The sequence below is a fragment of the Chryseobacterium angstadtii genome, from assembly GCF_001045465.1.
GTDB lineage: Bacteria > Bacteroidota > Bacteroidia > Flavobacteriales > Weeksellaceae > Chryseobacterium > Chryseobacterium angstadtii.
Window position 1 is genome coordinate 534,898 of record NZ_LFND01000002.1, and the last position, 24,081, is coordinate 558,978.

The 24,081-nt window shown below is 37.4% G+C and carries 18 protein-coding genes; 10 read left to right on the forward strand and 8 right to left on the reverse strand.

The features are described 5' to 3' along the window. Window positions 1–277 precede the first annotated feature (277 nt). Together ACM46_RS07780 and ACM46_RS07785 are read left to right on the forward strand one after the other, a co-directional pair. On the forward strand, window positions 278–517 hold the full coding sequence (locus ACM46_RS07780) for a hexameric tyrosine-coordinated heme protein (protein WP_048506054.1): 240 nt from the start codon (window positions 278–280) through the stop codon (window positions 515–517). 487 nt (window positions 518–1,004) lie between these two features. Beyond that, entirely contained in the window at window positions 1,005–1,853 is an 849-nt protein-coding gene (locus ACM46_RS07785; protein ID WP_048506055.1) for a M12 family metallopeptidase, read from the forward strand. A 46-nt stretch (window positions 1,854–1,899) separates the two neighbouring features. Here the strand turns inward: ACM46_RS07785 and ACM46_RS07790 are convergent, their stop codons facing one another. Further along, a complete protein-coding gene (locus ACM46_RS07790; protein ID WP_048506056.1) occupies window positions 1,900–4,026 on the reverse strand; it encodes a helix-turn-helix domain-containing protein in 2,127 nt (708 codons plus the stop codon). Between the two features lie 83 nt (window positions 4,027–4,109). Between ACM46_RS07790 and ACM46_RS07795 the strand changes: the two genes are divergently transcribed. Continuing rightward, the gene (locus tag ACM46_RS07795) at window positions 4,110–4,559 is read left to right on the forward strand and encodes a hypothetical protein (RefSeq protein ID WP_048506057.1); all 450 of its coding nucleotides are present in this window, start codon (window positions 4,110–4,112) and stop codon (window positions 4,557–4,559) included. A 274-nt stretch (window positions 4,560–4,833) separates the two neighbouring features. On the opposite strand, the gene ACM46_RS07800 is transcribed toward ACM46_RS07795, so the two are convergent. Continuing rightward, window positions 4,834–5,367 carry a gamma carbonic anhydrase family protein gene (locus ACM46_RS07800; RefSeq protein WP_048506058.1) on the reverse strand — a complete coding sequence of 178 codons (534 nt, stop codon included), beginning with the start codon at window positions 5,365–5,367 and terminating at the stop codon, window positions 4,834–4,836. Window positions 5,368–5,598: 231 nt separating this feature from the next. On the opposite strand from ACM46_RS07800, the gene ACM46_RS07805 reads away from it, so the two are divergent. Both ACM46_RS07805 and hemH read left to right on the forward strand, forming a co-directional pair. Then, window positions 5,599–6,477, forward strand: coding sequence for a NifU family protein (locus ACM46_RS07805; protein ID WP_048506059.1), 879 nt, complete (start codon window positions 5,599–5,601; stop codon window positions 6,475–6,477). Between the two features lie 207 nt (window positions 6,478–6,684). Next, the gene (hemH, locus tag ACM46_RS07810; protein WP_048506060.1) at window positions 6,685–7,737 is read left to right on the forward strand and encodes a ferrochelatase; all 1,053 of its coding nucleotides are present in this window, start codon (window positions 6,685–6,687) and stop codon (window positions 7,735–7,737) included. 477 nt (window positions 7,738–8,214) lie between these two features. Here hemH and ACM46_RS07815 read toward each other — a convergent pair whose 3' ends face one another. Beyond that, window positions 8,215–9,429 carry a type IX secretion system plug protein gene (locus tag ACM46_RS07815; RefSeq protein WP_048506061.1) on the reverse strand — a complete coding sequence of 405 codons (1,215 nt, stop codon included), beginning with the start codon at window positions 9,427–9,429 and terminating at the stop codon, window positions 8,215–8,217. A gap of 71 nt (window positions 9,430–9,500) precedes the next feature. Between ACM46_RS07815 and ACM46_RS07820 the strand changes: the two genes are divergently transcribed. Next, window positions 9,501–10,139 (forward strand): MBL fold metallo-hydrolase, encoded by a 639-nt coding sequence (locus ACM46_RS07820; RefSeq protein WP_048506062.1) that lies wholly within the window; start codon window positions 9,501–9,503, stop codon window positions 10,137–10,139. 85 nt (window positions 10,140–10,224) lie between these two features. Here ACM46_RS07820 and ACM46_RS07825 read toward each other — a convergent pair whose 3' ends face one another. From ACM46_RS07825 to ACM46_RS07840, 4 genes are all read right to left on the reverse strand, one after another. After that, window positions 10,225–11,016, reverse strand: coding sequence for a LuxR C-terminal-related transcriptional regulator (locus tag ACM46_RS07825; RefSeq protein ID WP_053082684.1), 792 nt, complete (start codon window positions 11,014–11,016; stop codon window positions 10,225–10,227). A gap of 266 nt (window positions 11,017–11,282) precedes the next feature. Continuing rightward, window positions 11,283–13,721: a TonB-dependent receptor gene (locus ACM46_RS07830; protein WP_048506063.1), complete on the reverse strand. Its 2,439-nt coding sequence runs from the start codon at window positions 13,719–13,721 to the stop codon at window positions 11,283–11,285. Window positions 13,722–13,741: 20 nt separating this feature from the next. Then, a complete protein-coding gene (locus ACM46_RS07835; RefSeq protein ID WP_048506064.1) occupies window positions 13,742–15,220 on the reverse strand; it encodes a trehalase family glycosidase in 1,479 nt (492 codons plus the stop codon). Between the two features lie 2 nt (window positions 15,221–15,222). Beyond that, window positions 15,223–16,452, reverse strand: a complete 1,230-nt coding sequence (locus ACM46_RS07840; protein ID WP_048506170.1) for an MFS transporter — start codon at window positions 16,450–16,452, stop codon at window positions 15,223–15,225. A 123-nt stretch (window positions 16,453–16,575) separates the two neighbouring features. On the opposite strand from ACM46_RS07840, the gene ACM46_RS07845 reads away from it, so the two are divergent. After that, the gene (locus ACM46_RS07845) at window positions 16,576–17,439 is read left to right on the forward strand and encodes an AraC family transcriptional regulator (protein WP_048506065.1); all 864 of its coding nucleotides are present in this window, start codon (window positions 16,576–16,578) and stop codon (window positions 17,437–17,439) included. Window positions 17,440–17,643: 204 nt separating this feature from the next. Here the strand turns inward: ACM46_RS07845 and ACM46_RS07850 are convergent, their stop codons facing one another. Beyond that, window positions 17,644–18,198 (reverse strand): thioredoxin family protein, encoded by a 555-nt coding sequence (locus ACM46_RS07850; protein WP_048506066.1) that lies wholly within the window; start codon window positions 18,196–18,198, stop codon window positions 17,644–17,646. Window positions 18,199–18,352: 154 nt separating this feature from the next. Between ACM46_RS07850 and ACM46_RS07855 the strand changes: the two genes are divergently transcribed. The 3 genes from ACM46_RS07855 to ACM46_RS07865 all read left to right on the forward strand — a co-directional run bounded on the left by ACM46_RS07855 (window position 18,353) and on the right by ACM46_RS07865 (window position 23,837). After that, window positions 18,353–18,949: a TetR/AcrR family transcriptional regulator gene (locus ACM46_RS07855; protein WP_048506067.1), complete on the forward strand. Its 597-nt coding sequence runs from the start codon at window positions 18,353–18,355 to the stop codon at window positions 18,947–18,949. 362 nt (window positions 18,950–19,311) lie between these two features. Beyond that, window positions 19,312–20,472, forward strand: coding sequence for an efflux RND transporter periplasmic adaptor subunit (locus ACM46_RS07860; RefSeq protein ID WP_048506068.1), 1,161 nt, complete (start codon window positions 19,312–19,314; stop codon window positions 20,470–20,472). A gap of 182 nt (window positions 20,473–20,654) precedes the next feature. After that, a complete protein-coding gene (locus ACM46_RS07865; protein WP_048506069.1) occupies window positions 20,655–23,837 on the forward strand; it encodes an efflux RND transporter permease subunit in 3,183 nt (1,060 codons plus the stop codon). Window positions 23,838–24,081: the final 244 nt, after the last annotated feature.

A 24,081-nucleotide genomic window follows, 5' to 3' on the forward strand; every position in this document is an offset into this window, starting at 1 on the left:
ATCTTAAATTTTAGGTTTGAAAGACCATACAAATTTAAACCAATAAAACTGCATTAGTTACTTTTTGTAATTGATAAGTCTGATTGCCTAGTTCAGGCAAAAACTATTGAAAATAAAATTTTTGTAACCCACTTTTGTTTATAGGATTAATTTAAACAAACAAAAGCTATTTAGATTTGAAATAAGTCTAAATTAATGTAGTTTAGATTGATACTATAGTTTTTTTCGCTTAATAGTTAAAATCATTCTATACATTAGTGTATTAAAAATAGAACAAATGACAGAACCAGTTCAACTAGTCCCTAACAATTCTTTAATTACCGGAACTCCGGAAGAAGGGCGGCAACTTGCAGTAAAAATGGCAAGGCTTATTATTAAAGTTACACAACCTGATGCTGCTGTAAGAGAAAAATTAAGGCCCATATATGCAGAAAGCCCGGAAATGTTAATTGCAATAGGCAAAGTGGTTGCTATAGAATTTGCCACTATCGCAGCCGCGAATAACTATTGGAGATAGATACAAATATGAAAAGCTGTTCAAAATATGAGCAGCTTTTTTTATATATCAAATCAGGTTCTATTTATTTTCCTTTTTACAGTCCCAATTTTGTTGAATTCAAAGTTACCAGGAAGTACCTTCTTTCATTCCGGTAAAGATTCAGAAGAATTTTACAGCATTCTTCCTCAAATGTCTTATTCTCTTTCTCAAAAAATAAATTTTTCAAAACTTTTTATTGTCTTAATTTTTTAAGTCTAAAAAACTACATCTATCTAAAACTAGCAAATTTTATTCGTTAATTTTTTCAATCAATAATTCACATTGCTTAATTGAGTCAAAAATTATTAAAAAAATTCAAATCATATTATAATCTTTCGCAAGTATACAATGAGTAATTATTCAATAAATCGCTTATTTTAACATTGATAATTCACAAATAATAGAAATAAAATAGTACATTCGTATTAATATTACTAAATAAAACACCACATTTAAAAATAGTATTATGAACAAAAAAATTAAAGATGTACTGCATCAGAAACTGCAGGCAAAGAAGTCTGTGCTTGCAGGTCTTATGATCATTGCTACCTTATCTTCATGTAGCAAAAACAATGAGGAGATTATGGCAGACGCTCAAACGAACGCTCTTCAGAGTAAGAATGTTAAACAGGGAAAACTGGGAGGCCAGACTATTACCTATGAAAAAAAGGATGGATTGAACTTTTTCCAGGGAGATATTGTCCTTACCGACCAACAGCTGACTGAAGATAATTCTGCCAACAAAGGCGGCGCCAGTTTCTCGAGATGGCCGGGAGGTAAAATTTATTACACCGTTGCCGGTAACATGGGATCTATCAATGGTAATAAAATCACCACTGCTGTAAACGAATACAATAACAAAACGAATACGCAATGGATTCCCCGCACCAACCAGACCAATTATGTGGAATTTATTTTCGGAAGTTCATCAGGATCGGACGGATGGGCACATATAGGCTATCAGGGCGGAAGACAAAACATTTCTTTAGATCAGTACATTTCTGTGGGATCTGTTATTCATGAAATGGGTCACACAGTAGGACTTTATCACGAACATGCCCGTAAAGACAGGGACCAGTATGTAAGCATCCAATGGAATAATATCCAGGATGGGCAGGCTTATAATTTCAATATGTATAATTCCGGAACAGACATTGGCCCTTTCAACATTAATTCGGTGATGATGTACTGGCCAACTTCTTATTCTAAAAACGGACAGCCAACGATTAAGAGAGCCAATAACACGAACTTCACTTATAACAGAACCGGATTTACAACCGGAGATATCAACACCATCAATGCGATGTATCCTTAATCTACAGCCCAAAAAGCTTTGTTATATAACTAAGGAAAAGAGTTCTTTATGAATTCTTTTCCTTTTTAAAATTATAATGGTTAATTAAAATCCTGATTTCATTGAATTCAAAATCATTAGGAAGTGCATTCTTCCACTCCGTTAAGGTCTCATGAGGATTTTTATAGAATTCGTCTTCAAATGCTTTGATTTTATCTGAAGTAATGACTCTTGAAATATCCAGTAATCCCTGCTCTGCAAATTTAGCCAGATGACCAATCACGGTTTCTTTTACTAAACCTCTTTCCAAAGCAATTTCACCAATTGTTTTTCCCTGTTCAAATAACTGGAAGGTAAGAACCTGCGAAGGAACTTTTGCAATTTTCAGATTGATTTCTTTATCATTTTTTTCATCTAAAAGCTTCGTTTCCAACAGATGAGCTTCTTTCAGGCTGTTCAGATATTCCTCCGTGTCTTCCAGCCAGTCTCTGAATTCTTCATTGTACTGTTTTAAGCCTTTGGTTCCTTTTATTTCAGCATAAAACTCTTTCAGCGGATTGAAAACTTTATCTCTGATCTCTGTAAAAAAGAAATTAACGGCACCTTTCGTTTTATTTTCAATTTCAGACCATTCTTCTTTATTTTCAATAAAATTATTAACCTTCTGCGAAATAACCCTTTCCAGTTTTTCAAAAATCTTTCCGAGATTAACCACTTCATGTTTGAGCTGAAGATAAAGCTGGTTGGTTTTTACATGATCAATATTTTTGGTGACAATAGAAAGTTTATTCCACTCTTCTACCTCATTCAGGAACCACAGACAGTTGACTGTACGAAGTACTTTTTTAATGCTGTAGTCATATTTTTCACGGTTCAGAATGGCTTCCACATTATCATTGGCAAGCGTGCTGCCCTGAAACTGTAGAATTCTGTTGTCTTTAAAAATAACCTCAGGCGTAATTTTAGATTTTAAAACAATTCCTTCCAGAGTACGGCATCTGGACAAAGCTACATATACCTGTCCGGCCGTAAAGCTTTTACCGGCATCAATGATCACATGATCAAAAGTTAATCCCTGGCTTTTGTGAATGGTAACCGCCCACGCCAGTTTGATCGGAAACTGTTCGAAGCTTCCCAAAACTTCTTCTTTGATATTCTTTTCGGTATCGAGGAAATATTTCTTCTGTTCCCAGACTTCTCTTTTTACGACAATTTCTCTTTCACTTCCTTCCAGAACTACTTTGATTTCATTATCGTCCAAAGCAGAGATTTCGCCCAGTTTTCCGTTAAAATATTTTTTTTCTCCGGTAATATCATTTCTGATGAACATCACTTGCGCACCTACTTTTAATTCCAGAAACTGCTCGTTCGGAAACTGGTTTTCCTTGAAGTCTCCAAAGAGTTTGGCTTCATAGGTTTTAACCGTCAGATCGATTTCTTCCAGTTTTTTCTGGTTGATTTCATCCGCCATCTTATTGTGCGAACAGAGATATACATAGGATTCTGTACCTGCTTTGAAATCGGGATCATATCTTTTATTGAGAATATCAAAGTCGATATTGTCTACATCACCGTCACGGATGGCGTTCAGAATATCAAGAAACTTCTCATCCGACTGCCTGTAAACCTTCGTAAGTTCAATGGTCAACAGCGGAATATCTTTAACAGCATGACTGTCAAAGAAAAATGGTGACTGGTAACAGATTTTTAAGATATGTTCGTCTCTTACCACGGGCGGAAGCTGATAGAGATCCCCAATGAACAACATCTGAACTCCTCCAAACCTCTGGTTATTTCTTCTGATGAATCTGAGTGAAAAATCCATCATGTCCAGAACATCTGCCCTCAACATGGAAACTTCATCAATAATCAGAACTTCTACTTCTCTTAAAAGCTTGAGTTTGTCTTTTCTGTATTTGAAATGGGGCATAAGGTCGGCAATATTATTTGCCAAGCTTCCGTCAATACGATCCGTTGTAGGTAAAAAGGTCCTTAAAGGCAATCCAAACATAGAATGAATGGTAACTCCTCCGGCATTAATGGCGGCAATTCCCGTAGGCGCTACCACAATGTATTTTTTCCTCGTTTTCTTTACAAAATCATTCAGGAAAGTGGTCTTTCCCGTTCCTGCTTTTCCCGTGAGAAAAACACTTCTGTTGGTATGCTCTATTAAGTCAAAAAAATGATTGTTCATCGCTCCAAAATTACGGAAAATGAATTTGAATTTGTTACCTTGGCATAACTTTTGAAAATTCTTTAACAGAAAAGAAATTTATAATGAAAAAATTTTTCATCCACATTCCATTACTAGCATTATGTACTACACTTACTCTTGTTTCATGTAATACATCCAAAAACGTTAATACCAATCTACCCAAAGATATATCCGAAAGACCTGCTGATGAAGACAGCCAGAAATATGAACAGGCTCAACTGGATAAACTAAAAGCATCTATTGAATCACAAGCATCCAAAGAAAAGTGCAGCAATGCTTCAGAATGGACATTTGCCCCAATGGGAGCCAAAGCCTGTGGAGGACCACAACAATACATTGCTTATCCTAAAGAAATAGAAACCAGCATATTGCCACGTATTGAGCAGTATACACAGAAAGTAAAAGCTTTCAATGAAAAATACAATATCACCTCCGACTGTATGATGGTAGCACCGCCTACATCCGTAAAATGTATCGGTGGAAAACCTCAGCTTATAACGGCAGATCAATAAAAAAGAAAAAAATCAAAGCAAAGGTTATATATCCCGTTGAATTATCAACAAAACTCATTCAGGAGTTTATACTAAGGATTGAAAAAAGCTCTATCGGTATGATGGAGCTTTTATTTATTTGTGGTTGAGTAGATTTCAGATGACAGATTTCAGATTTCAGACTGAGATCAAGGCTAAGGCTGAGGTCTAGATAGAGATTAAGGATATTATTTGAAGAAAAACTCTCCAACCCTAAAACTCTCCCACTCTCAAACTCGTATCCCGAAACCCGAAACTAGCTCCCCACCTCAAGATTCTCCTTATACCACGAAGAATATTTCACATAATTATCAGCAATTCTGTTCACTTCTCCTTCCAGTAACTGAGCTGAGATATCTTTAATTTTTCTTGCCGGAACACCGCCCCATACTTCTCCTGATTTGATATGCGTACCCTGCGTTACCACAGAACCGGCTCCTACGATAGAATTTTCTTCTACCAGACAGTCATCCATTACAATCGCTCCCATTCCAATCAGCACATTGTCCTGAATGGTACATCCGTGAACGATGGCATTGTGCCCGATAGACACATTATTCCCGATATTTAAAGGGTATTTCTGGTAAGTACAGTGCAGCATAGCATTGTCCTGAACATTCACTTTATCGCCCATCTTAATGTAGTGTACATCTCCCCGGATCACTGCATTATACCATATACTGCAGTTTTGTCCCATCGTGACGTCCCCGATAATGGTTGCCGTTTCTGCCAAAAATGTGCCCTCTCCTATCTGAGGTGTCTTTCCTAAAAGTTCTTTTACAATTGCCATAATTTTAATTTGAAAATAAGTTAATTTGAAAATGTAAATTCTGATTACATGAAATAACTTTTAATTTTTTTGAAAATAAATTGAATTGAATATTATATTCGCCTACACTCATTTCTACCTTCTCATCCCCAACCTCTAATTTTAAATGAGCGTGATAGCAAAAATCTAATTTCCAATCGGTGACTTCTAATTTCTAATTGCGTATTTTTGTATCTCAAATTTAACGAAAAAATGCGTACGATACTTATAGAACCAACTGAAAACCCAAAAGTGATGAAATTTGTCGCGGATTATAACCTGATCCCGGGATCTTTAGAGTTGGACAGAAGTTCAGATATTTCAGAAATTCCTTTAGCTCAGGAACTTTTCAACTATCCTTTTGTGGAAAGAGTTTTTATAACTGCTAATTTTGTAGCAGTAGCCAAGCAGGACACTATAGAATGGGAACATGTAGCAGAAAGTCTGAAAAATGTAATTGAAGACGAATTATTGGCCAACCCGAGAATTTACCTTCAGAAAAGAAAGGAAATGTATCAGATTTATGCGGAAATGACTCCTAATCCCAATGCGATGAAGTTTGTTTCCAGTAAATTCCTGATAGAAGGTTTTGTAGAAGTAAAATCTAAAGACCAGGCAGAAGGGGTTCCTTTGGCACAGGCTATTTTTAACGAGTTTGATTTTGCTAAGGAAGTTTTTATTTCCGATAACTTTGTTGCCGTTACAAGAGATCAGTCTGTAGAATGGCACCAGGTGATGATGGCTGTTCGTGGTTTTATTGCCGAATATCTTCAGAACGGCGGCGAAATTTCAAATATCGAGCCCCAGAAACATGAAAACCCTGTTGAAAATATCATCAACAGAGAATATACGGACGACGAACAGAAAATTTCAGATATCTTAAATGAATATGTAGCCCCTGCCGTAGAAAACGACGGTGGAAAAATTTCCCTGATGGAATATGATCAGGAAAATAAAACGGCGAAAATGCTTCTACAGGGGGCATGTTCAGGATGTCCAAGCTCTACTGCCACTTTGAAAAACGGAATTGAAAATATTTTAAAACAATTCGTTCCTGATCTGGTGGAAAGAGTGGAAGCGGTGAATGGGTAATGGGTTTCGGGATACGAGTTTGAGAGTGAGAGAGTTTTAGGGTTTTAGGGTTTTAGGGTTTTAGAGTTGAAGGTTTTCTTCAAATAATAACCTTAATCTAGACCTTAACCTCAGTTTGAAATCTTGGCTCTTGTGTCTTGACTCTTGACTCTTGTATCTTTATTCACTTCTCCTATCAATTTAAATTATAATTAAAAAAAGAAAGTTTTGCAGAAAGAATCCCTAAGTTCAAAAAAAGGAATTTTATTAGTCAATCTGGGATCGCCAAGATCAACAGCGGTAAATGATGTAAAGGAATATCTTGACGAATTTTTAATGGATGAAAGGGTAATAGACTACCGATGGATCTTCCGTGCATTGCTGGTTCAGGGAATCATTCTTAAAACAAGGCCTGCAAAATCTGCAGAGGCCTATAAAACCGTCTGGACAGATGAAGGTTCTCCCTTAATTTTCATTACGGAAAGAATTCAAAAGAAACTTCAGAAAATAGTGGATGTTCCCGTTGAAATCGGGATGAGATATGCTCAGCCAAGTATTGAAACCGGAATTCAAAAACTGGTGGATCAGGGAGTTTCAGAAATCGTTCTTTTCCCACTGTACCCTCAATATGCAATGAGTACTACGGAAACCGTTATTGAAAAAGCTGAGGAAGTACGGAAAAAGAAATTTCCAGAGGTTAAGATCAATTATATACAGCCGTTTTACAACAGAGACATTTATATTAATTGTCTGGCAGAAAGTATCAAGGAAAAGCTTCCTGAAAATTTTGATGCTTTACAATTCTCTTATCACGGCGTTCCGGAAAGACATATTTACAAAACAGATCCGTCAAAAACCTGTAAGATTGATGAAGCCAACTGTATCAACAGTCAGGTAGATACCCATAATGCTTACTGTTACAGGCATCAGTGTTATAAAACTACGGAAGCTGTTATTGCTAAAATGGGACTTCCCAAAGAAAAAACCATCGTTTCTTTCCAGTCAAGATTAGGAAAAGACAAATGGATAGAGCCTTACACCGATGAAACTTTAGAAACGATTCCTAAAAAAGGAGTGAAAAACCTAGCTATTGTATGCCCGGCTTTCGTTTCAGACTGTCTTGAAACGCTGGAAGAAATTTCCGTAGAAGGCAAAGAACAGTTTCAGCATGCGGGAGGAGAAAATTTCCATTACATTCCCTGCCTGAATGATGAAGACCGCTGGATTGAAGTCGTAAAGATACTCTGCGAAGAGAAACTGAATGATTTTTATCTGGTTTAAAATATAAAGGAGCTGCATTGAACAGCTCCTTTTTTTATTAATATTATACGCAATCATCTGTGTACATCTGAGAAATCTGTGGTTAAAATTTTTCAACCACAAAAGGCACAAAAGTTTTTTGAACACTTTAATTTTAATATCCATTTTTAATGCTGAGAAGTGCACTCAAGTTTTAAAAAAAATCAAAGATTTTTATTATTCCCGCAGATTCCGCGAATTGAGCAGATTTTTCACAAATAAGAATTCTAAGATCTTTTGGAAATTATTGGATCAAACCTTATAGGTTTTTAATATGCTTAAGCTTTAAAACCTATAAGGTTTAGCCCTTTATAAAATCAGCGTCATCCGTAAAATCGGCGAGAGAAAAGTATCCATAAAATTAGTGGTTAGAAAAAATTATAAACCACAAAAGACAGCAAAAAAAAAGAGACATCCACAATATGAATGCCCCTTTCTATTTATTTTGATATGTATCAATTACTTTCCTATCGGCGTCCTAAACTCCCCATATCCCATCAGTCCATCATAATTACGTCCAAACGGAGCATAATATAAAAACGCCTGATACAGGTTTTCTGTCTGCCAGAAATTACCGTTCACCTCTCCAAAATTTAGAGAACCATTGCTTTCTTTTGTGGCCAGAATATAGTTGTAGAAACCTTGTTTCAGAAATATTTTCGCTACATATCTTTTATTGGCAGCATCGTATTGCATCTGATTTTCTTTGCTGGGCTTAAAGTCATTAAAACCTCCAAGCACATAGATTTCTTTATCTACAGGATCCGAATCCAGAGAAAAATAAACCCATGAATAATCCGCTTCTCTTTCCGCATTTCTTTCCAGTCCTAAATCATTTCTTCTGTAATACCACGCTCCGTTTACATCTGGCTGGTACTGATAATTCAGAGGAAAAGCCCATACCGGATGAAGATAAGTCTGGTTTACGCCATCCTTTAATTCTGTAGCTCTCACCATATCTGCGGCCATGTTCATATTCTTATTATCAAAATAATAGAATTCGTTATTGCCAGGGAATACAAGATTCATCTGTTGAAAAAGAAGCTGATTTCCTAAAGTGGCGCTTGGTTTCAGATTATTAACCACTACATTCGGATTATTGTTCTGCATCACATTCAACGTCATTGAATTCACATTCGAAGAAAGGTCACCTCCTTTTGAAGTCGCTTTTACTTCTACCCTTTGATTGATATTCGGATTTTTGGCGTCTGCAATTCTTGAGATATTCAGAGCAACCGTTGCGGCATCTTCAACCAGATAAAAACGTCTTTTAAAAAGAGGTCTGTCTGCTGAATCTTTGTAGACAATCAGTTCAAAATTCCCTGATATTTTCGGCTGCATCTTATCATTTGGGAACGTAAGCTTATAATGGGTATACGCTTGTAATGTATTAAAAGAATACTCGAACTTATCCAGAAGTCCATTCAGACTTCCGTTAGCAATTTCCGTAAAAAACAGATTATCATCGTTCCAGTTTCTGTCGTAATGTTTGATCGTGTATCGGTAGATTTCGCTGGCATTGGTAAGATCATCGAAGCTTAAAATCAACTGTTCACCAAACTTTATCACCGGCGTTTCATCATTCGTTTGCGGATTAAAAAGCTGGATGCTCTGGATATTCTGTCCAAAAACCAGTCCGCCCAAAGAAAGTAAAAGTATTCGCAAAGTTTTCATTATGACGAAGATAACGAAAAATCGGGATTTTCTTAATAATATCGTATTTTTGAAATAAAAAAATATCAGTTATGCTTCAGATTCAAGGCTTCGTATTCAATTTTGCCAGCGAAAATACCTATATCCTTTACAACGACCATAAAAATGCCTGGCTTATTGATCCGGGAAATATGAATGAGCAGGAAACCAAAGCCATCGAAAACTTTATTTCCGAAAACGGACTGAAGATTCAGAAAATCCTTCTGACCCATGCACACATCGACCACGTTCTTGGTTTGCAATGGGCTTTTGATACGTTCAAAGTACCGGTTCACATGCATCAGGAAGATCAGGAAGTTCTGGATATGCTTCAGGCAAGCGGAATGAGATTTGGCTTCTCCGTTGATCCTGTAAAAGCAGATATTACTTATATCAACGAAGGTGAAGTTCTTGAACTGGATGGCGAGAAATTTAAAATTTACCATGTTCCGGGACATTCTCCGGGCAGTGTTGTTTACCATAATGAAGACCAGAAATTTATGATCTCAGGAGATGTTCTTTTTGAAGGAAGCATCGGAAGAACCGATCTTTACAAAGGAAATCATGAGTTACTAATAAACGGGATTACCAATAAACTATTTATTCTGGACGATGAAACACAGGTTCTTTCCGGACATGGAAATCCTACGACCATTGGTTTTGAGAAGCAATATAATCCGTTTTTTAAGTAGGTATCTTAATTTGAAGCTTCTCAGTATAAGAGTTGTATTCCAATAGAAGGAATTTAAAAAAACAGTACCCCATATTCCATAATAATCAGATCCATAGGATATTATATTTTATTACAAAAGCAATAAGTTCTGATGATGTGGTGGTATCTGTTTTTCTTCTCAGGTTTTTTTTATGATTCTGTACGGTATGATAAGAAATAAATAATTTTTCAGAAATTTGGGGAGTGGTATATCCTTCTGCCATTAACCTTAAAACTTCTTTTTCTCGTTTAGTTATTTGTGGTATTTGGAAATCAATTTTATTAATTTTCTGCTCAAAATGTTTATAATATTGTACTTCTTCATTATTGAAATCAATTACGGAAAGAAGAGGCATATTGGTAATTTGAAGATGGGACAGATCATAAAAAATGTATAAAACACTTTCAATTTCATTGAATGAATTAATATAAAACCACGATTGTATCAATACCCATCTATATTCTTCATTTTTGTTTTTGTATCTGGAATATAAATTAAATCTTAGCTTATCCCGAAATAATTTATCCGTATTCAAATAAACATCTTTTGTAAATGCTGCCGCTGCAACAATATATTCGAGATCGTCCGGATGAAAGGCCGAGGAAAAGAAAGTGAAATCTTTACTAAGCCATTCTTCCCTTGAAAACGGAGTCATATCAGTAATATTCTCGCTTATTTGCCTCATCTTATGATCTACATAACTAGGCATGAAATAAAAAAAAGGACCTATCGCAAAATTTTCTGCGTTCTTTATTATTTCTGAAAATATCTCAGAAAAGTTCTTTTCTGTAAGTGTTTCATGAACTTGAAATTTTTCAATGTATTGTTCAACGTTCATTGGATCTATTTTTTTCATGACAATGTTTTAACGTAAAATTATAAAAAATTCCTTTTAAAATACACCAGAGAAAACATAAGATTAATGGAAGAATACAAAGAAATATCATCAATAAAACAATACTAAAAATCAACAACATACGCCATCTATTTATTTTATTCAATACAGATCATTTAGATCAAATTGATAAAACACACATAAATTACTCTACTTTTTCTATAACAAAAAAACCGCTAAATTAATTTAAGCGGCTTTTCTGGTGATATGAAGAAATAAATATAAGTCTAAAAATCTAATGTAATAGATGCTCTTGCTGCAGCTCCCATAATTGGTCTTGCCATTCTGATATTCGTTCCTGCTGTAGTCTGAGATCTTGGATCTCCTTCTGTAATTCCGATGGTGTTAAAAATATTCGTCCCGTCTACTGCAAAACGTATTTTACCCAACTGATAAGACATTCCCGCTCCTACTTCGGTGAATGAAGGCAGAATATTATCATCTGTATTCCCTTCGTTCTGGAAACGTTTTCCGTAATAATTCATGCTTACATAAGCTCTCCACTGCTTCGTAATATTTACGGCCGGAGAAATATTAAAGTAGAATTTAGGCATTCTTCTTACGGTGTTTCCGTCATAGTCAAAGGTAGTTCCGTCTGCATTCTTTCCTACGAAATCCTTGTATTTCGGACTTTGAATAGTTCCGTTGAATGTTACTTCAAGAATGTTGTTGAACAGTCTGGTATACCCTTCAATTTCTACCCCAAAGTTGGTGGTATTGGCGAACTTATTCTCAGAAGTTCCGTCTGAATATACATCAGTAAATGAAAGGTTGTTAAGGGTAGAATAGAAAGGAATAATTCCGATATCGAAAGTACGGGAATAATACTTGTATCCTACTTCCAGCTGATTGGTCCCTACTGCTTTAATTGCACTCAGATGTGACATATTGTTATAATACGCCTCTTCGTTAGGAGATCTGAATCCGTGTGAAAAACGGGCGTAAACAGCATTCTGCTTATTGATTTTATAGTTGGCAGCCGCAGTATAGGAAACCTTATTGATGTCATAATACCAGTACGTGTACTTATTTCCCAACACGGCCATATTATCATCAGCGGTAGTTGTGGCAAAGCTGTGCGTACCATCTGTTGTTAATCCTGAATTATTCAGATTTCCGGTAGTGGTATTCACTCCATATCCTTTATAATAATCACGGCTGTAACGTATTCCTCCGTTAAAACTAAGAGCATCTGTAATATTATAATCCAGGTTCAGATAAAGATCATTAAGACTTCCCTGGATCTGAGAATCTCTGATCAGGAATGACATATCTGTAACTCCGTTATAAGTTTTAGAATACCCTACATCTGAAGGGCTCATAGAAGGATTCACTAAATTTAAAAGTTCCGGTCTGTCTGAAGCTGTGGTCAAAATATTACTCCAGTTCCAGTATTGGTGTGATTTCCAGTTAGATTTATAGAAACCTGCCGTTACATTTCCTTTGTCGAATTTATAATTGAACTGCAAATCATTCACAAAATTATTCATCTGCTTATCAATAGCCCAGAATCCTAATTTCTGTACATATTGCGGATTCACAATAGAACCGCTACCTACAAGAGAATACTGATAGTTGCTCATTCCCATACCGCTGGCAAAGTCAGAAGCCAGTTGAGGAGCTCCTGCCGGGAACATTCCCGTATATTCCATGTTGATATTGGTGTATCTCGTTTTGTTCAGAACACTGAAGTTATTTCCAAGATCATATTTAAATTCTGCCCCTACCACATCTACTTTGGGATGAATTCCGTTCTCAAGATCTCTTTTGAAAAATCCTCCGCCCGCCTGTGGGATATTAAGCTGGCTGATCGCTCTGTAGCTGTAAGTTCCGTAGTTGGCATCAAAACCCGGGAATTCTTTCAGATCATTTCCATCCTGCAATAAAGGAATCGGAAGGTAGAATGTATTTCTGTCATCCAGTTTTTTGTAATATATTTTAGCATAACCTTTATCGAAGACATATTTAAGATTCATTCTGATCTGTCCTCCGTTATTAGCTCTGAAACCGGTCTTTCTGATTCCGTTATCTGTTCTGTAGAATCCGCCTACATTAAAGAAAAGTTTATCCTGTACCAAAGCTCCGCCTACGTTCATATCCGTACGCATCAATCCGTAAGTACTGGTTTCAAGCTTGGCCGTTCCTTTAAAATCATTACTCCCTTCTTTGGAAATAAAGTTGATGAGTCCCCCAGGAGAATTATTCGCATAAATAGAACCTGAACCTCCTCTCAAAGCTTCCAGGCGGCTTACTGTATTGTCTACACGGAAAAAATTGTCTGCATTGGCAAACTGAAGCGCTCCGTCCTCAAAAACGGGAAGCCCGTCTTCCTGAACCTGCACAAATTCGTAAGCTCCCGCAGAAGGAATACCTCTTGCAAAAAGGTTGTTTCCTACTTCACCTCCTGAAGTTTCCACAGCAAATCCCGGAACTCTCTGCAAAAGAGCCGCAGCACTGATAGGGTTCTGTTTCTGAATTTCTTTTGCCGTAAAAGTGGAAATAGCCGTACTGGATTCTATTTTCTTTTTCGGGCCGGAGTTCCCGGTGATTACAATCTGATCTATCGAAGATGTTTTGATGGAATCCTGAGGAGTTTCCTGGGCATACGCATTGTTAAAATAAAGCGTAGCGGTGGCAGCCATTAAAAATATCGATCTTTTTTTCATAGCATATGATTTTTATAGAGTTAGTTTTGTTTTAATTTGAGATAGACCCCGTTTGTCCATCCGAATCCATCCTGATTCGGGTATTCTCCGCCTCCCGCAATTGTTTCAGTGTCTAACGCGTTGTATTTTTCCATTAATTTTCCGGTATTGCTGTACACCCTTTCCACATTCCCGCACCAGTTGTTTTTTATTTTTTCGGCAAGCTCGTCAAAGCCGTAATTTTTCATGGCTTTAAAGCCTAACCACTGATAAGGAGCCCATGCATTCGGAAGATCCCATTGCTGCCCGCTTTTCTTTGTGGTGGTTACAAGACCTCCCTGATAAAGAAATTTTTCTGCGATTATCTTAGCAACAGATCCTGCCTGTTTGCTGTCTGCCAGTCCTAAAAATAAAGGGTAAAGAGCAGCAATATGTTCAGACGGTGTGTTTTTGTGTTTTTTTAAGTGATAATCTTTATAACATTCAGTGTTTTCATCCCAAAAGTAAGTGTCGATCATCTGTCTGCGTCTTGCTGCTCTTTGAGTAAAATAATTCTCTTTCTCTGTCAGGTTCAGAAGCGCTGAAGATTGGGCCAGTGTTTTTTCCAAATGCCATAAAAGGCTGTTCAGATCCACTTCTGCAATATTCAGTGTTTCTATCGTCTGTATATGTTCTCCGTCCGCAAACCATCTGCTGGAAAAATCCCAGCCGGATTCGCAGGCACTTCTTATATTTCTGTAAAATTCTTCTCCTGCGTTTTCGCTGTCTTCAATATCAATCAGGTAACTTTCAGGACGCGGTGCATTTTCTGCATCATAATAACGGTTCAGAATATCCCCGTTCTTCGTTTTGGCCACTCTTTTCACACAGGAATCATTCTCCAGCCATTCTTCTCCATTCATCCAGAAAGCATATTCTTTCTCTAAAGTATCGTGATATTGAGTGTATATTTTTTCGTCACGGGTGGTTTCGAAAAGAAGATCCAGCATCAGCGAAAAATAAGGAGGCTGTGAGCGGCTCAGGAAATGAGTTCTGCTTGCATTCGGAACAAAACCTACATTCTGAATTAAATAGGAACAGTTTTCCACAATATTCTCCATCATTTCCGTTCTTCCCGAAACCTGAAGCCCAAGCATAATAAAATAGCTGTCCCAGTAGAAAAACTCATTAAAACGGCCTCCCGGTACAATATAAGGCTTCGGAAGTTTAAGAAGAGTTCCTTTTTCTTCATAAGCCGTGCGGGTAAGTTCGTCCCAAAGCTTTTCGATGTGCTCATCAATAGGCAGCTGCCCTTCTCTGTGGATAGAAATTTTCGCTCCCAGGAAGTCGAAATTGGCCATCACAAAGTCTTTCAGATTAAATCCTTTCTCCTTCTTTTTCTTTTCGTATTCCGCATTGATCTCCGAAACAGAAAACATGGGAACGGCATCTGTCATCATCTTCTGATCTTCGAAGATTTCCGCTCTCTGCACATCATCAAAAAGAGCCTGGATTTCGTTTATGTAAAGCTGTTTATTCATTTTTATTTCTTAGGATTTATTTTTAATTTATTCATGAAAATGGCTGAAACAATCAGTAATGAAAGCGGTATCAGTGACAGATAAAATGCCTGCTGCCCGCTGAATTCCTGAAAGACAAACCCCGTGATCATAGAACCTATTGTCCCTCCGATAGCGGAAAAAACCACAATCAGTCCGGACATGGCACTGTGTAAATATTTCGGGATAGATGCCAGAATTACAGAATTGATACTTGGATAAATCGGTGCCAGCAAACCTCCCATCAAAGGAAATAAATACACGACAAGCGGAGCATTCAACCAACCTGTTCCTTCACTGATCTGAATATTGTGAGTTAATGGCAAAACCAAAAGAATACTGGCTGCAAACCCTATTACACAGAAAGAAACTACATAAATCCAGCTGAATTTCTTGGAGAAAAAACCTGATAAAAATCTTCCCAGTGCAAAAGCGCCGGCCAGAACTGCTCCGGCCTGGATACTCATAGAAGTTGGAAGCTTCAAAATTTCTTTATAAAATGTAGGAGTCCATGTCTGGAAACTCTGTTCTACCAACACAAACAGAAAGGCACACAAAAGGAAAAACAGTACTTTTTTATAGCTGAAAAGGCTTATGCTGTTTTTCAAATCTCCCAGTAAATCCGTTTTTTCACTTCTGGCCTCGCTTTCATTTAATTTTGAAAAGAATAAAAACAGAAATGATAATGAAGAAACTGCTCCCAATACCCAATATACATTCAGCCATTGAGTAGATTTCGGATTGTGATCATCTATAAATAAACTGAAAAGTACATTCCCAGCCAAAACCCCGATCATGAAAAAACCTTCCAGAAATCCCATGAAACTTGAATGTTCTTTATCTGTATTGGTCACAAGGCCAATAGAAGTGAACACCGAGATCTTGATTAATGCAAAAGAAACTCCTACTACAGCAAACAACAATTTGAAAAACCAGAAATCATTGGCAAAAGGCATTACAAAACACATACAGCTTACCAAAGAAAGAGCAATAAGCATAGAGTTTTTGATGCCTATCTTCGGTAGAAATGAAGCGAGGATAAAAGAACATATCGCAATGGGAAGATCTTTAAATCCTTCTAAAACACTGGCCGAAGATTTTGAGATTCCAAAGTTTTGCTGTACCTGCAAAATAACCGTTCCCACGGAATTCAAAAGAATCGCGAAAACAAAATAGTTCAAAAACAATACAGCTTTAATGTTGAAATTTTTCATGGAGATCATTTCTTGTCGGCTAAGATAGAAGCATTTCGCTTAACATTAATTTAACACAATAAATCAATATTTGAACTATATTAATATAATTAGTATTTTTATCTAATAAATACGATTAATGAAATGAAAGTTAGTTTTGAGAGAATAATTCCTAGCGAAAAGAGTTCCTTCCGCACGCTGCACAACAACTCGCCTATCAGCGAATTCAAATGGGAGTATCATTATCATCCCGAAATTGAACTCGTCTGCGTTATTTCCGGAAACGGAACCCGACACGTGGGCTATCACAAAAGCAATTATACCAATGGCGATCTGGTATTGATCGGGACTAATATCCCGCATTCCGGATTTGGATTAAATTCTACGGATCCTCATGAAGAAATCGTGCTTCAGTTCAGGGAAGAGATTCTTCAGTTTCCCCAGCAGGAAGTAGAAGCCAGATCCATTAAAAATCTTCTGGAGCTTTCGAAATATGGAATTCATTTTCATCACAAGATTAAAAAAGCCATGCTCCCCAAGCTCAAACTGCTCCTGGAATCAGAGGGTTATAAAAGATATCTGCTTCTGCTTGAAATTTTATTTGAACTTTCAAAATGTAAGGACTACGACCTATTAAACAAGGAAATTATGCCGTATACCATTATCTCGAAAAATAAAACAAGGCTGGAAAATATTTTCACTTATGTAGAACATCATTATGATAAGGAAATTAATATCGAAGATGTAGCCAAGCTCGCCAATCTTACACTTCCGGCTTTCTGTAATTTTTTCAAAAAAGCTACGCAGATTACTTTCACGGAATTTGTGAATCGTTACCGTATAAACAAAGCCTGTCTCCTCATGGCTCAGGATAAGAGTATTTCAGAATGCAGTTACAGCTGCGGGTTTAATAACGTGACTTATTTTAACCGGATGTTTAAAAAATATACAGAAAAAACTCCTTCTGAATTTATTAAGAACTATTCTCATAATAAGGTGAGTGTGTAAGCTAAGGTGACCATTTTTTCATCATCTTGGGCAGAGTCGAAGCATCTCTTTAAAATATGATAAAAAGCTATGGATATTTTTATTTCTCACAGGTTTTGCAGAGTACACGGATGTTGATGCATAAAAAAAGCTGCTCTAAAAAAGAACAGCTTTATACTTATTATATAGATGAAGGTTAAAAATTTTCAACCACTCATTATATCATTATTTCCATTTGATATTGCATCCCATGCTTGGTCTTTGGATCTCTTCCTGAGACTCACCCAACAGAAGGTTTTCAAAAGCAATGATCAGATCTTCTCCGGTTACATCTTTATTATTTCCCGGTCTTGAATCATCCATTTGCCCTCTATAGACCAGGTCCAGCTTATCATCGAAGAAATAGAAATCCGGTGTGCAGGCTGCATCATAAGCTTTGGCTACGGCTTGGCTTTCGTCATACAGATAAGGAAAATCAAATTTTCTTTCAATCTGGAACTCGATCATTTTTTCCGGAGCATCCGCAGGATATTTTTCTACATCATTGGCATTGATTGCAATGAATTCAATCCCTTTTTCATTATAATCTTCATACAGTTCGTTGATTTTATCAATTACATGAAGAACAAACGGACAATGGTTGCACATAAAGATCACCAGTGTTCCTTTCTCACCTTTCAGGTCGTCCAGAGATTGGATTTCATTTGTTTTTGAAGGGTTTGGAAGCTCGAAAAACGGAGCTTTGGTTCCTAGAGCCAGCATATTGGAGGGAGTATTCATATCCTTTAATTTCTTTAACCGCAAAGATAAAGTTTCTTTTAATATAAGCCAATCCGGGAATTTATAAACTTGCGTTAAATGTTAATTATCAAATATTATTTGGAAGATATATCTAAAAGTTTGTAGTTTTGCTAACACTGTTAGTAATTAAATCATGGGCTTACATGAACGCCGTCAACGAGAGAAAGAATCCATCCGTGCAAATATTTTGCAGGCGGCTTTCGGTTTGGCTAAAACAGAGGGCTGGGCGTCACTTTCCATGCGTAAGATAGCAGATGCTATTGAATATAGCGCTCCTGTGGTTTATGATTATTTTGAAAACAAAGAAGCTATTTTGTATGAAATTTCTATCAATGGCTTTCATTGTCTTCATATAGAATTATTAAAAGCCCAGCAGAAATTTGATACTCCGGAAGAGCAGCTTACAGCTATTGTAGATGCATACTGGAACTTTGCTTTTAAAAATAAGGAATACTATCAGCTGATGTTTGGTCTGGGAATGCAATGCAGTGGTAAAGGCCAGATGAAGGAAGAATTTTCTTCATTTCAGGACCTTATCTATGAATGTACCTACAATATTATTAAGAAAAACGGATCAAATCCTGACAATGCCTGCCATATGTCTCATGCTTTGTTTTCAGCGGTACACGGACTAATCTCCATTATGATGATGCGAAATGCAGATATTCCTTCTACAATGAACAAAACGACTCTGGATGAAACAGTTTCGGCATTCATTAAGTCTTTGTAAATTTTTTTTGAATCAAAAATTAACACCGTTAGGAAAAATAACATTGGATTCAGATCCAATTTTCAGTTTAAAAATAAAAAAAGTAACCATGAAAACTATTATTAAAAATTATAGGACACCTTTTACTCTATGATTAACACTGTTAGATAAATTAACACATATTTAATACACCTTCATTATATATATCCAACCAACATTAAAAAAACAGACAGCTATTATGAAAATGACGATCTGACGATTGATTAAAAATTCTGTAATTTTTTTTGAACCAAATATTAACAGCGTTAGGAAAAATAACAGATTTTATTTAAAAGAACACTATTACTTAAATCTAACACTTCATTAAAAAAATTAAACCAACAATGAAAATACCTGGAAAAATAAGGTTTATCGTACTTATATCAAGTATTATCCTTTTGCAGAACTGTACCCAAGCAGCAGAAGGTTCCAATGCAGCACCGTCTGCTCCGGAGCTTCCGGTTTATACCGTGATCACATCTCCAGCGACAACATATCAGGAATTCCCTACCGCACTGGAAGGTAAAAACAATGTAGAAATCAGAGCTCAGGTAGACGGATACCTGGACAGAATCTATGTAGAAGAAGGAGCTTACGTAAGAGCAGGACAACCCCTGTTTAAAATAGATTCAAGAAGCTACGGCGAGCAGATGAACATGGCACAGGCGAATCTTCAGGCTGCCAATGCCAATATCGAGAAAGCGAAAGTAGAAGTTGACAGACTTCAGCCACTAGTTGCTGCGAAAGTAGTTTCCGATGTACAATTAAAAACCGCGAAAGCTAATTATGCAGCCGCTGTTGCCGCTTCGTCACAAGCCAGAGCTTCTGTAGGAAATGCAAGAATCAATGTAGGATTCACAACCATTACTGCACCGGTAAGCGGTTATATCGGAAGAATTCCTTACAAAAAAGGAAGTCTGATTTCAAGAACAGATCCCAATCCATTGACTTTACTCTCTGACATCAGTGAAATTTATGCCTACTTCTCTTTAAGTGAGCTGGATTTTATTGCCTTTCAGAAAAAATATCCGGGAGCAAGCTTAGAAGAAAAACTGAAGAATATGCCGATGGTAGATCTTGTGATCGCAGACAACAGCATTTATCCTGAAAAAGGAAAGATGAGCATTGTAGACGGGCAGTTTGATAAAACAACCGGAGCCATCAGTGTCCGTGCCGTTTTTCCAAATGCTCAGGGTGCTTTGAGAACCGGAAATACAGGAAGAGTACGCATGCCTCAGATGCTTTCCAATGCGTTGGTGATTCCACAGGAGTCTACTTTTGAAATTCAGGATAAAACCTATGTGTATATCTTAGGAAAAGACAACAAAGTAACCAGCAAACCGGTTAAGATCTCAGGAAAAACCGAAAGCTACTACTTTATTTCTGAAGGGGTTTCTGCCGGAGAAAAAATCGTGTACACCGGAATCGGAAACTTAAAAGACGGTGCTTCAATTAAGCCTAAGGTGATTTCATCCGACAGCTTGCTGAGAGCCAAACCTTTGTAAGAATTCTGAGTACGAACTATTGATAAGAACGGTTTAAACTTATTAATTCTGACCACAAAAGTCACAAAAGTTTTTAAACACTTTAGTTTTTTTGGATGAAGATCCGATGGATCAACTAAGAAAATCCAGGTGTTGTATAATCAGATTGATAAAAGTTTAAGCATCTAAAAAATAAACTTCTTATGTTAAAACAATTTATAGAAAGACCGGTACTTTCAACGGTCATCTCCATTATATTGCTATTGCTGGGAGCACTATCGGTTTTTAATCTGCCGATCACGCTGTTTCCGGATATTGCTCCTCCAAGTGTTCAGGTAACCGCATTTTATCCGGGAGCGAACGCCGAAGTAGTGGCAAGATCAGTAGCCACGCCTATTGAAGAGGCGGTAAACGGAGTTGAGAACATGACTTACATGACCTCCAACTCCAGTAACGACGGTACTATGACACTGAGCGTGTTTTTCAAACAGGGGTCAGATCCTGATAATGCGGCCGTAAACGTTCAGAACCGTGTATCAAAAGCTATGAGTCAGCTTCCTCAGGAGGTGGTTCAGGCCGGAATCTCCACCCAAAAGGTTCAGAACAGTATGATCATGTTCATGGGATTATCCAGTGAAGATCCTAAACAATACGACGAGCTGTTCCTTCAAAACTACCTGAAAATCAATATTATCCCTCAGATACAGCGTATTCCGGGAGTAGCGCAGGCGCAGGTTTTCGGAACCATGGATTATTCGATGAGAATATGGTTGAAACCGGACCGTTTGGCAGCCAATAATCTTTCTCCACAGGAAGTGATGGCCGCGATCAAAGATCACAATCTTGAAGCAGCTCCGGGACGTCTTGGGCAGGGAAGTAAGGAAACTTACGAATATATTTTAAAGTATAAAGGTAAATTAAACCAAAACGGAGACTATGAAAACATTGCTATTAAAGCCAATAATGACGGTTCGTTTTTAAGATTAAAAGATGTAGCAAGAGTAGAATTCGGTTCCTATACCTATACGGCAACCAACAGAGTAGACGGTAAGCCGGTAGCAGGTTTCGCTATCCTGCAGACTGCGGGTTCCAATGCCAACGACATTCTTACTGAAATTGAAAAGCAGGTAGATCAGTTTTCCACCACGCTTCCGAAAGGAGTGAAACCTATCATTATGTACAACTCCAAAGACTTCCTGGATGCCTCTATTCATCAGGTAGTAGAAACTTTGGTAATTGCATTTATCCTTGTATTTATTGTCGTATATATTTTCCTTCAGGATTTCAGATCTACATTAATTCCGGCCATTGCCGTTCCGGTTGCCATTATTGGTACTTTCTTCTTCCTGCAGCTGTTTGGTTTCAGTATCAATATGTTGACATTGTTCGCATTGGTACTCGCCATCGGTATTGTAGTGGATGATGCTATTGTAGTGGTAGAAGCCGTCCATTCCAAAATGGAGCACACCGGAATGCCGGTAGAACAGGCTACGACGAATTCCATGAGTGAAATTTCCGGAGCCATTATCTCCATTACTTTGGTGATGTGTGCCGTATTTATTCCGGTTGGATTTATGCAGGGGCCTGCAGGGGTTTTCTACAGACAGTTTGCTTTTACTTTGGTAATTGCGATTATGATCTCGGCGGTAAATGCCTTAACATTGAGTCCTGCTTTATGTGCTTTATTTCTTAATGATCCTCAGGGAGAACATGGAGAGCACGGTCAGAAAACAGGTTTTGGAGCGAGATTTTTCAACGCTTTCAATGTAGCCTTTAATAATATGACCCGAAAATATATCTACAGCCTTAAATTTTTAATCAAAAATAAATGGGTAGCTGTAGGAGGTCTTGCATTGATCGTTGCAGCAAGTATTTTCTTAATTAAAAAAGCACCTACAGGATTTATTCCGACAGAAGACCAGGGATTTGTTTTGTATGCAGTGAATACGCCTCCGGGAAGTTCATTGGAAAGAACCAACAGAGCAACAGAACAGATTGACAAAATCGTAAATGCTGAAAAAGCAAAAAACCACCTTTGGGTAGCAGACGGGATGAACTTCATCAGTAATGCCAACGCTTCTCCATATTCTGCAGGTTTCATTAAACTTAAAGACTATAAAGACCGTGGTGAAATGAAAGATCCGGATCAGATTGCAGCGGCATTGACAGGAAAGGTATCACAGGTGAAAGATGCCAATGCATTCTTCTTCAACTTCCCTACAGTACAGGGATTTGGTAACGTTTCCGGTTTCGAATTTATGCTTCAGGATAAAACCAACGGCTCTTTTGAACAATTGGGAACAACTACCCAGGCCTTTATCGGAGAATTAATGAAACGTCCGGAAATTGCATTCGCTTTTACCACGTATGCCGCCGGAAATCCACAATACACCATTGATGTGGATGCAGATAAAGCCAATCAGCTGGGAGTTTCGGTAACAGAACTGATGCAGACTATGCAGATTTATTACGGAAGTAGCTTTGTATCGGATTTCAACAGATTCGGGAAATATTACAGAGTGATGGCACAGGCAGACGTTCCTTACCGTACGGACGCCAACTCTCTGGAAGGAATTTATGTTAAAAATAATTTAGGCGAAATGGTTCCTGTAAAGACCTTAGTGACTTTAAAAAGAACATTCGGACCTGAAACGGTGACCAGAAATAACCTGTTCAACGCCGTAACCATTAACGGAACTCCAAAACCGGGATACAGTACCGGAGATGCCATTAAAGCAGTAGAAGAAGTGGCTCAGAAATCACTTCCGAGAGGTTTCGGTTATGAATGGACAGGAATTACCCGTGAGGAAATCAAAACCGGAGGCCAGACTGCCTTTGTCTTCCTTCTGAGTATACTATTTGTGTATTTCTTATTGGCAGCTCAGTACGAAAGCTATATTCTTCCTTTTGCCGTTATTCTTACGGTTCCTACAGGGATTTTCGGGGTATTTGCTTTCACGGGATTAGCCGGAATCGACAATAATATTTATGTTCAGGTAGGTCTGATCATGCTTGTCGGGCTCCTCGCGAAAAACGCAATTTTGATTGTAGAGTTTGCTGTTCAGAGAAGAAAAGCAGGAAAAACATTGATTGAATCTGCACTTCAGGCTTCAAGACTTCGTTTAAGACCTATCTTGATGACCTCATTCGCCTTCATCATTGGTATGCTTCCATTAGTCTGGACACAGGGTGCTGCTGCAAAAGGGAATCATTCCATCGGGATCAGTACGGTAGGAGGAATGTTTACTGGAGTGGTATTCGGGATCTTCATTATTCCGGTAATGTATGTGATTTTCCAGTATCTGCATGAAAAAATGCCAAGCAGAAAAAAGAAAAGGCTTCTGAAAAAACAACAGGAAGAACTTTTGGCAGCTGCTCATTCATAAATAAAATGATGTACAAAACTTTGAGAATATAAAAATAAATTTCTGTGAACCATTAAGATATTATTAAGCTGTTAAGAATAATAAGGTAAGCTCCGTTTGAGGCATTACAGTCTTAAAAATCTATTGATTTTCCTTAACTAAACTTCATTTCCTCAATAAGCTAAATGGTTTAAAAAGTAAAGTGTTTCTCCTACTAAAGACCTCTTTGCCGATCAACTTCTCAAAGTTTTTGTACTCAATTAAA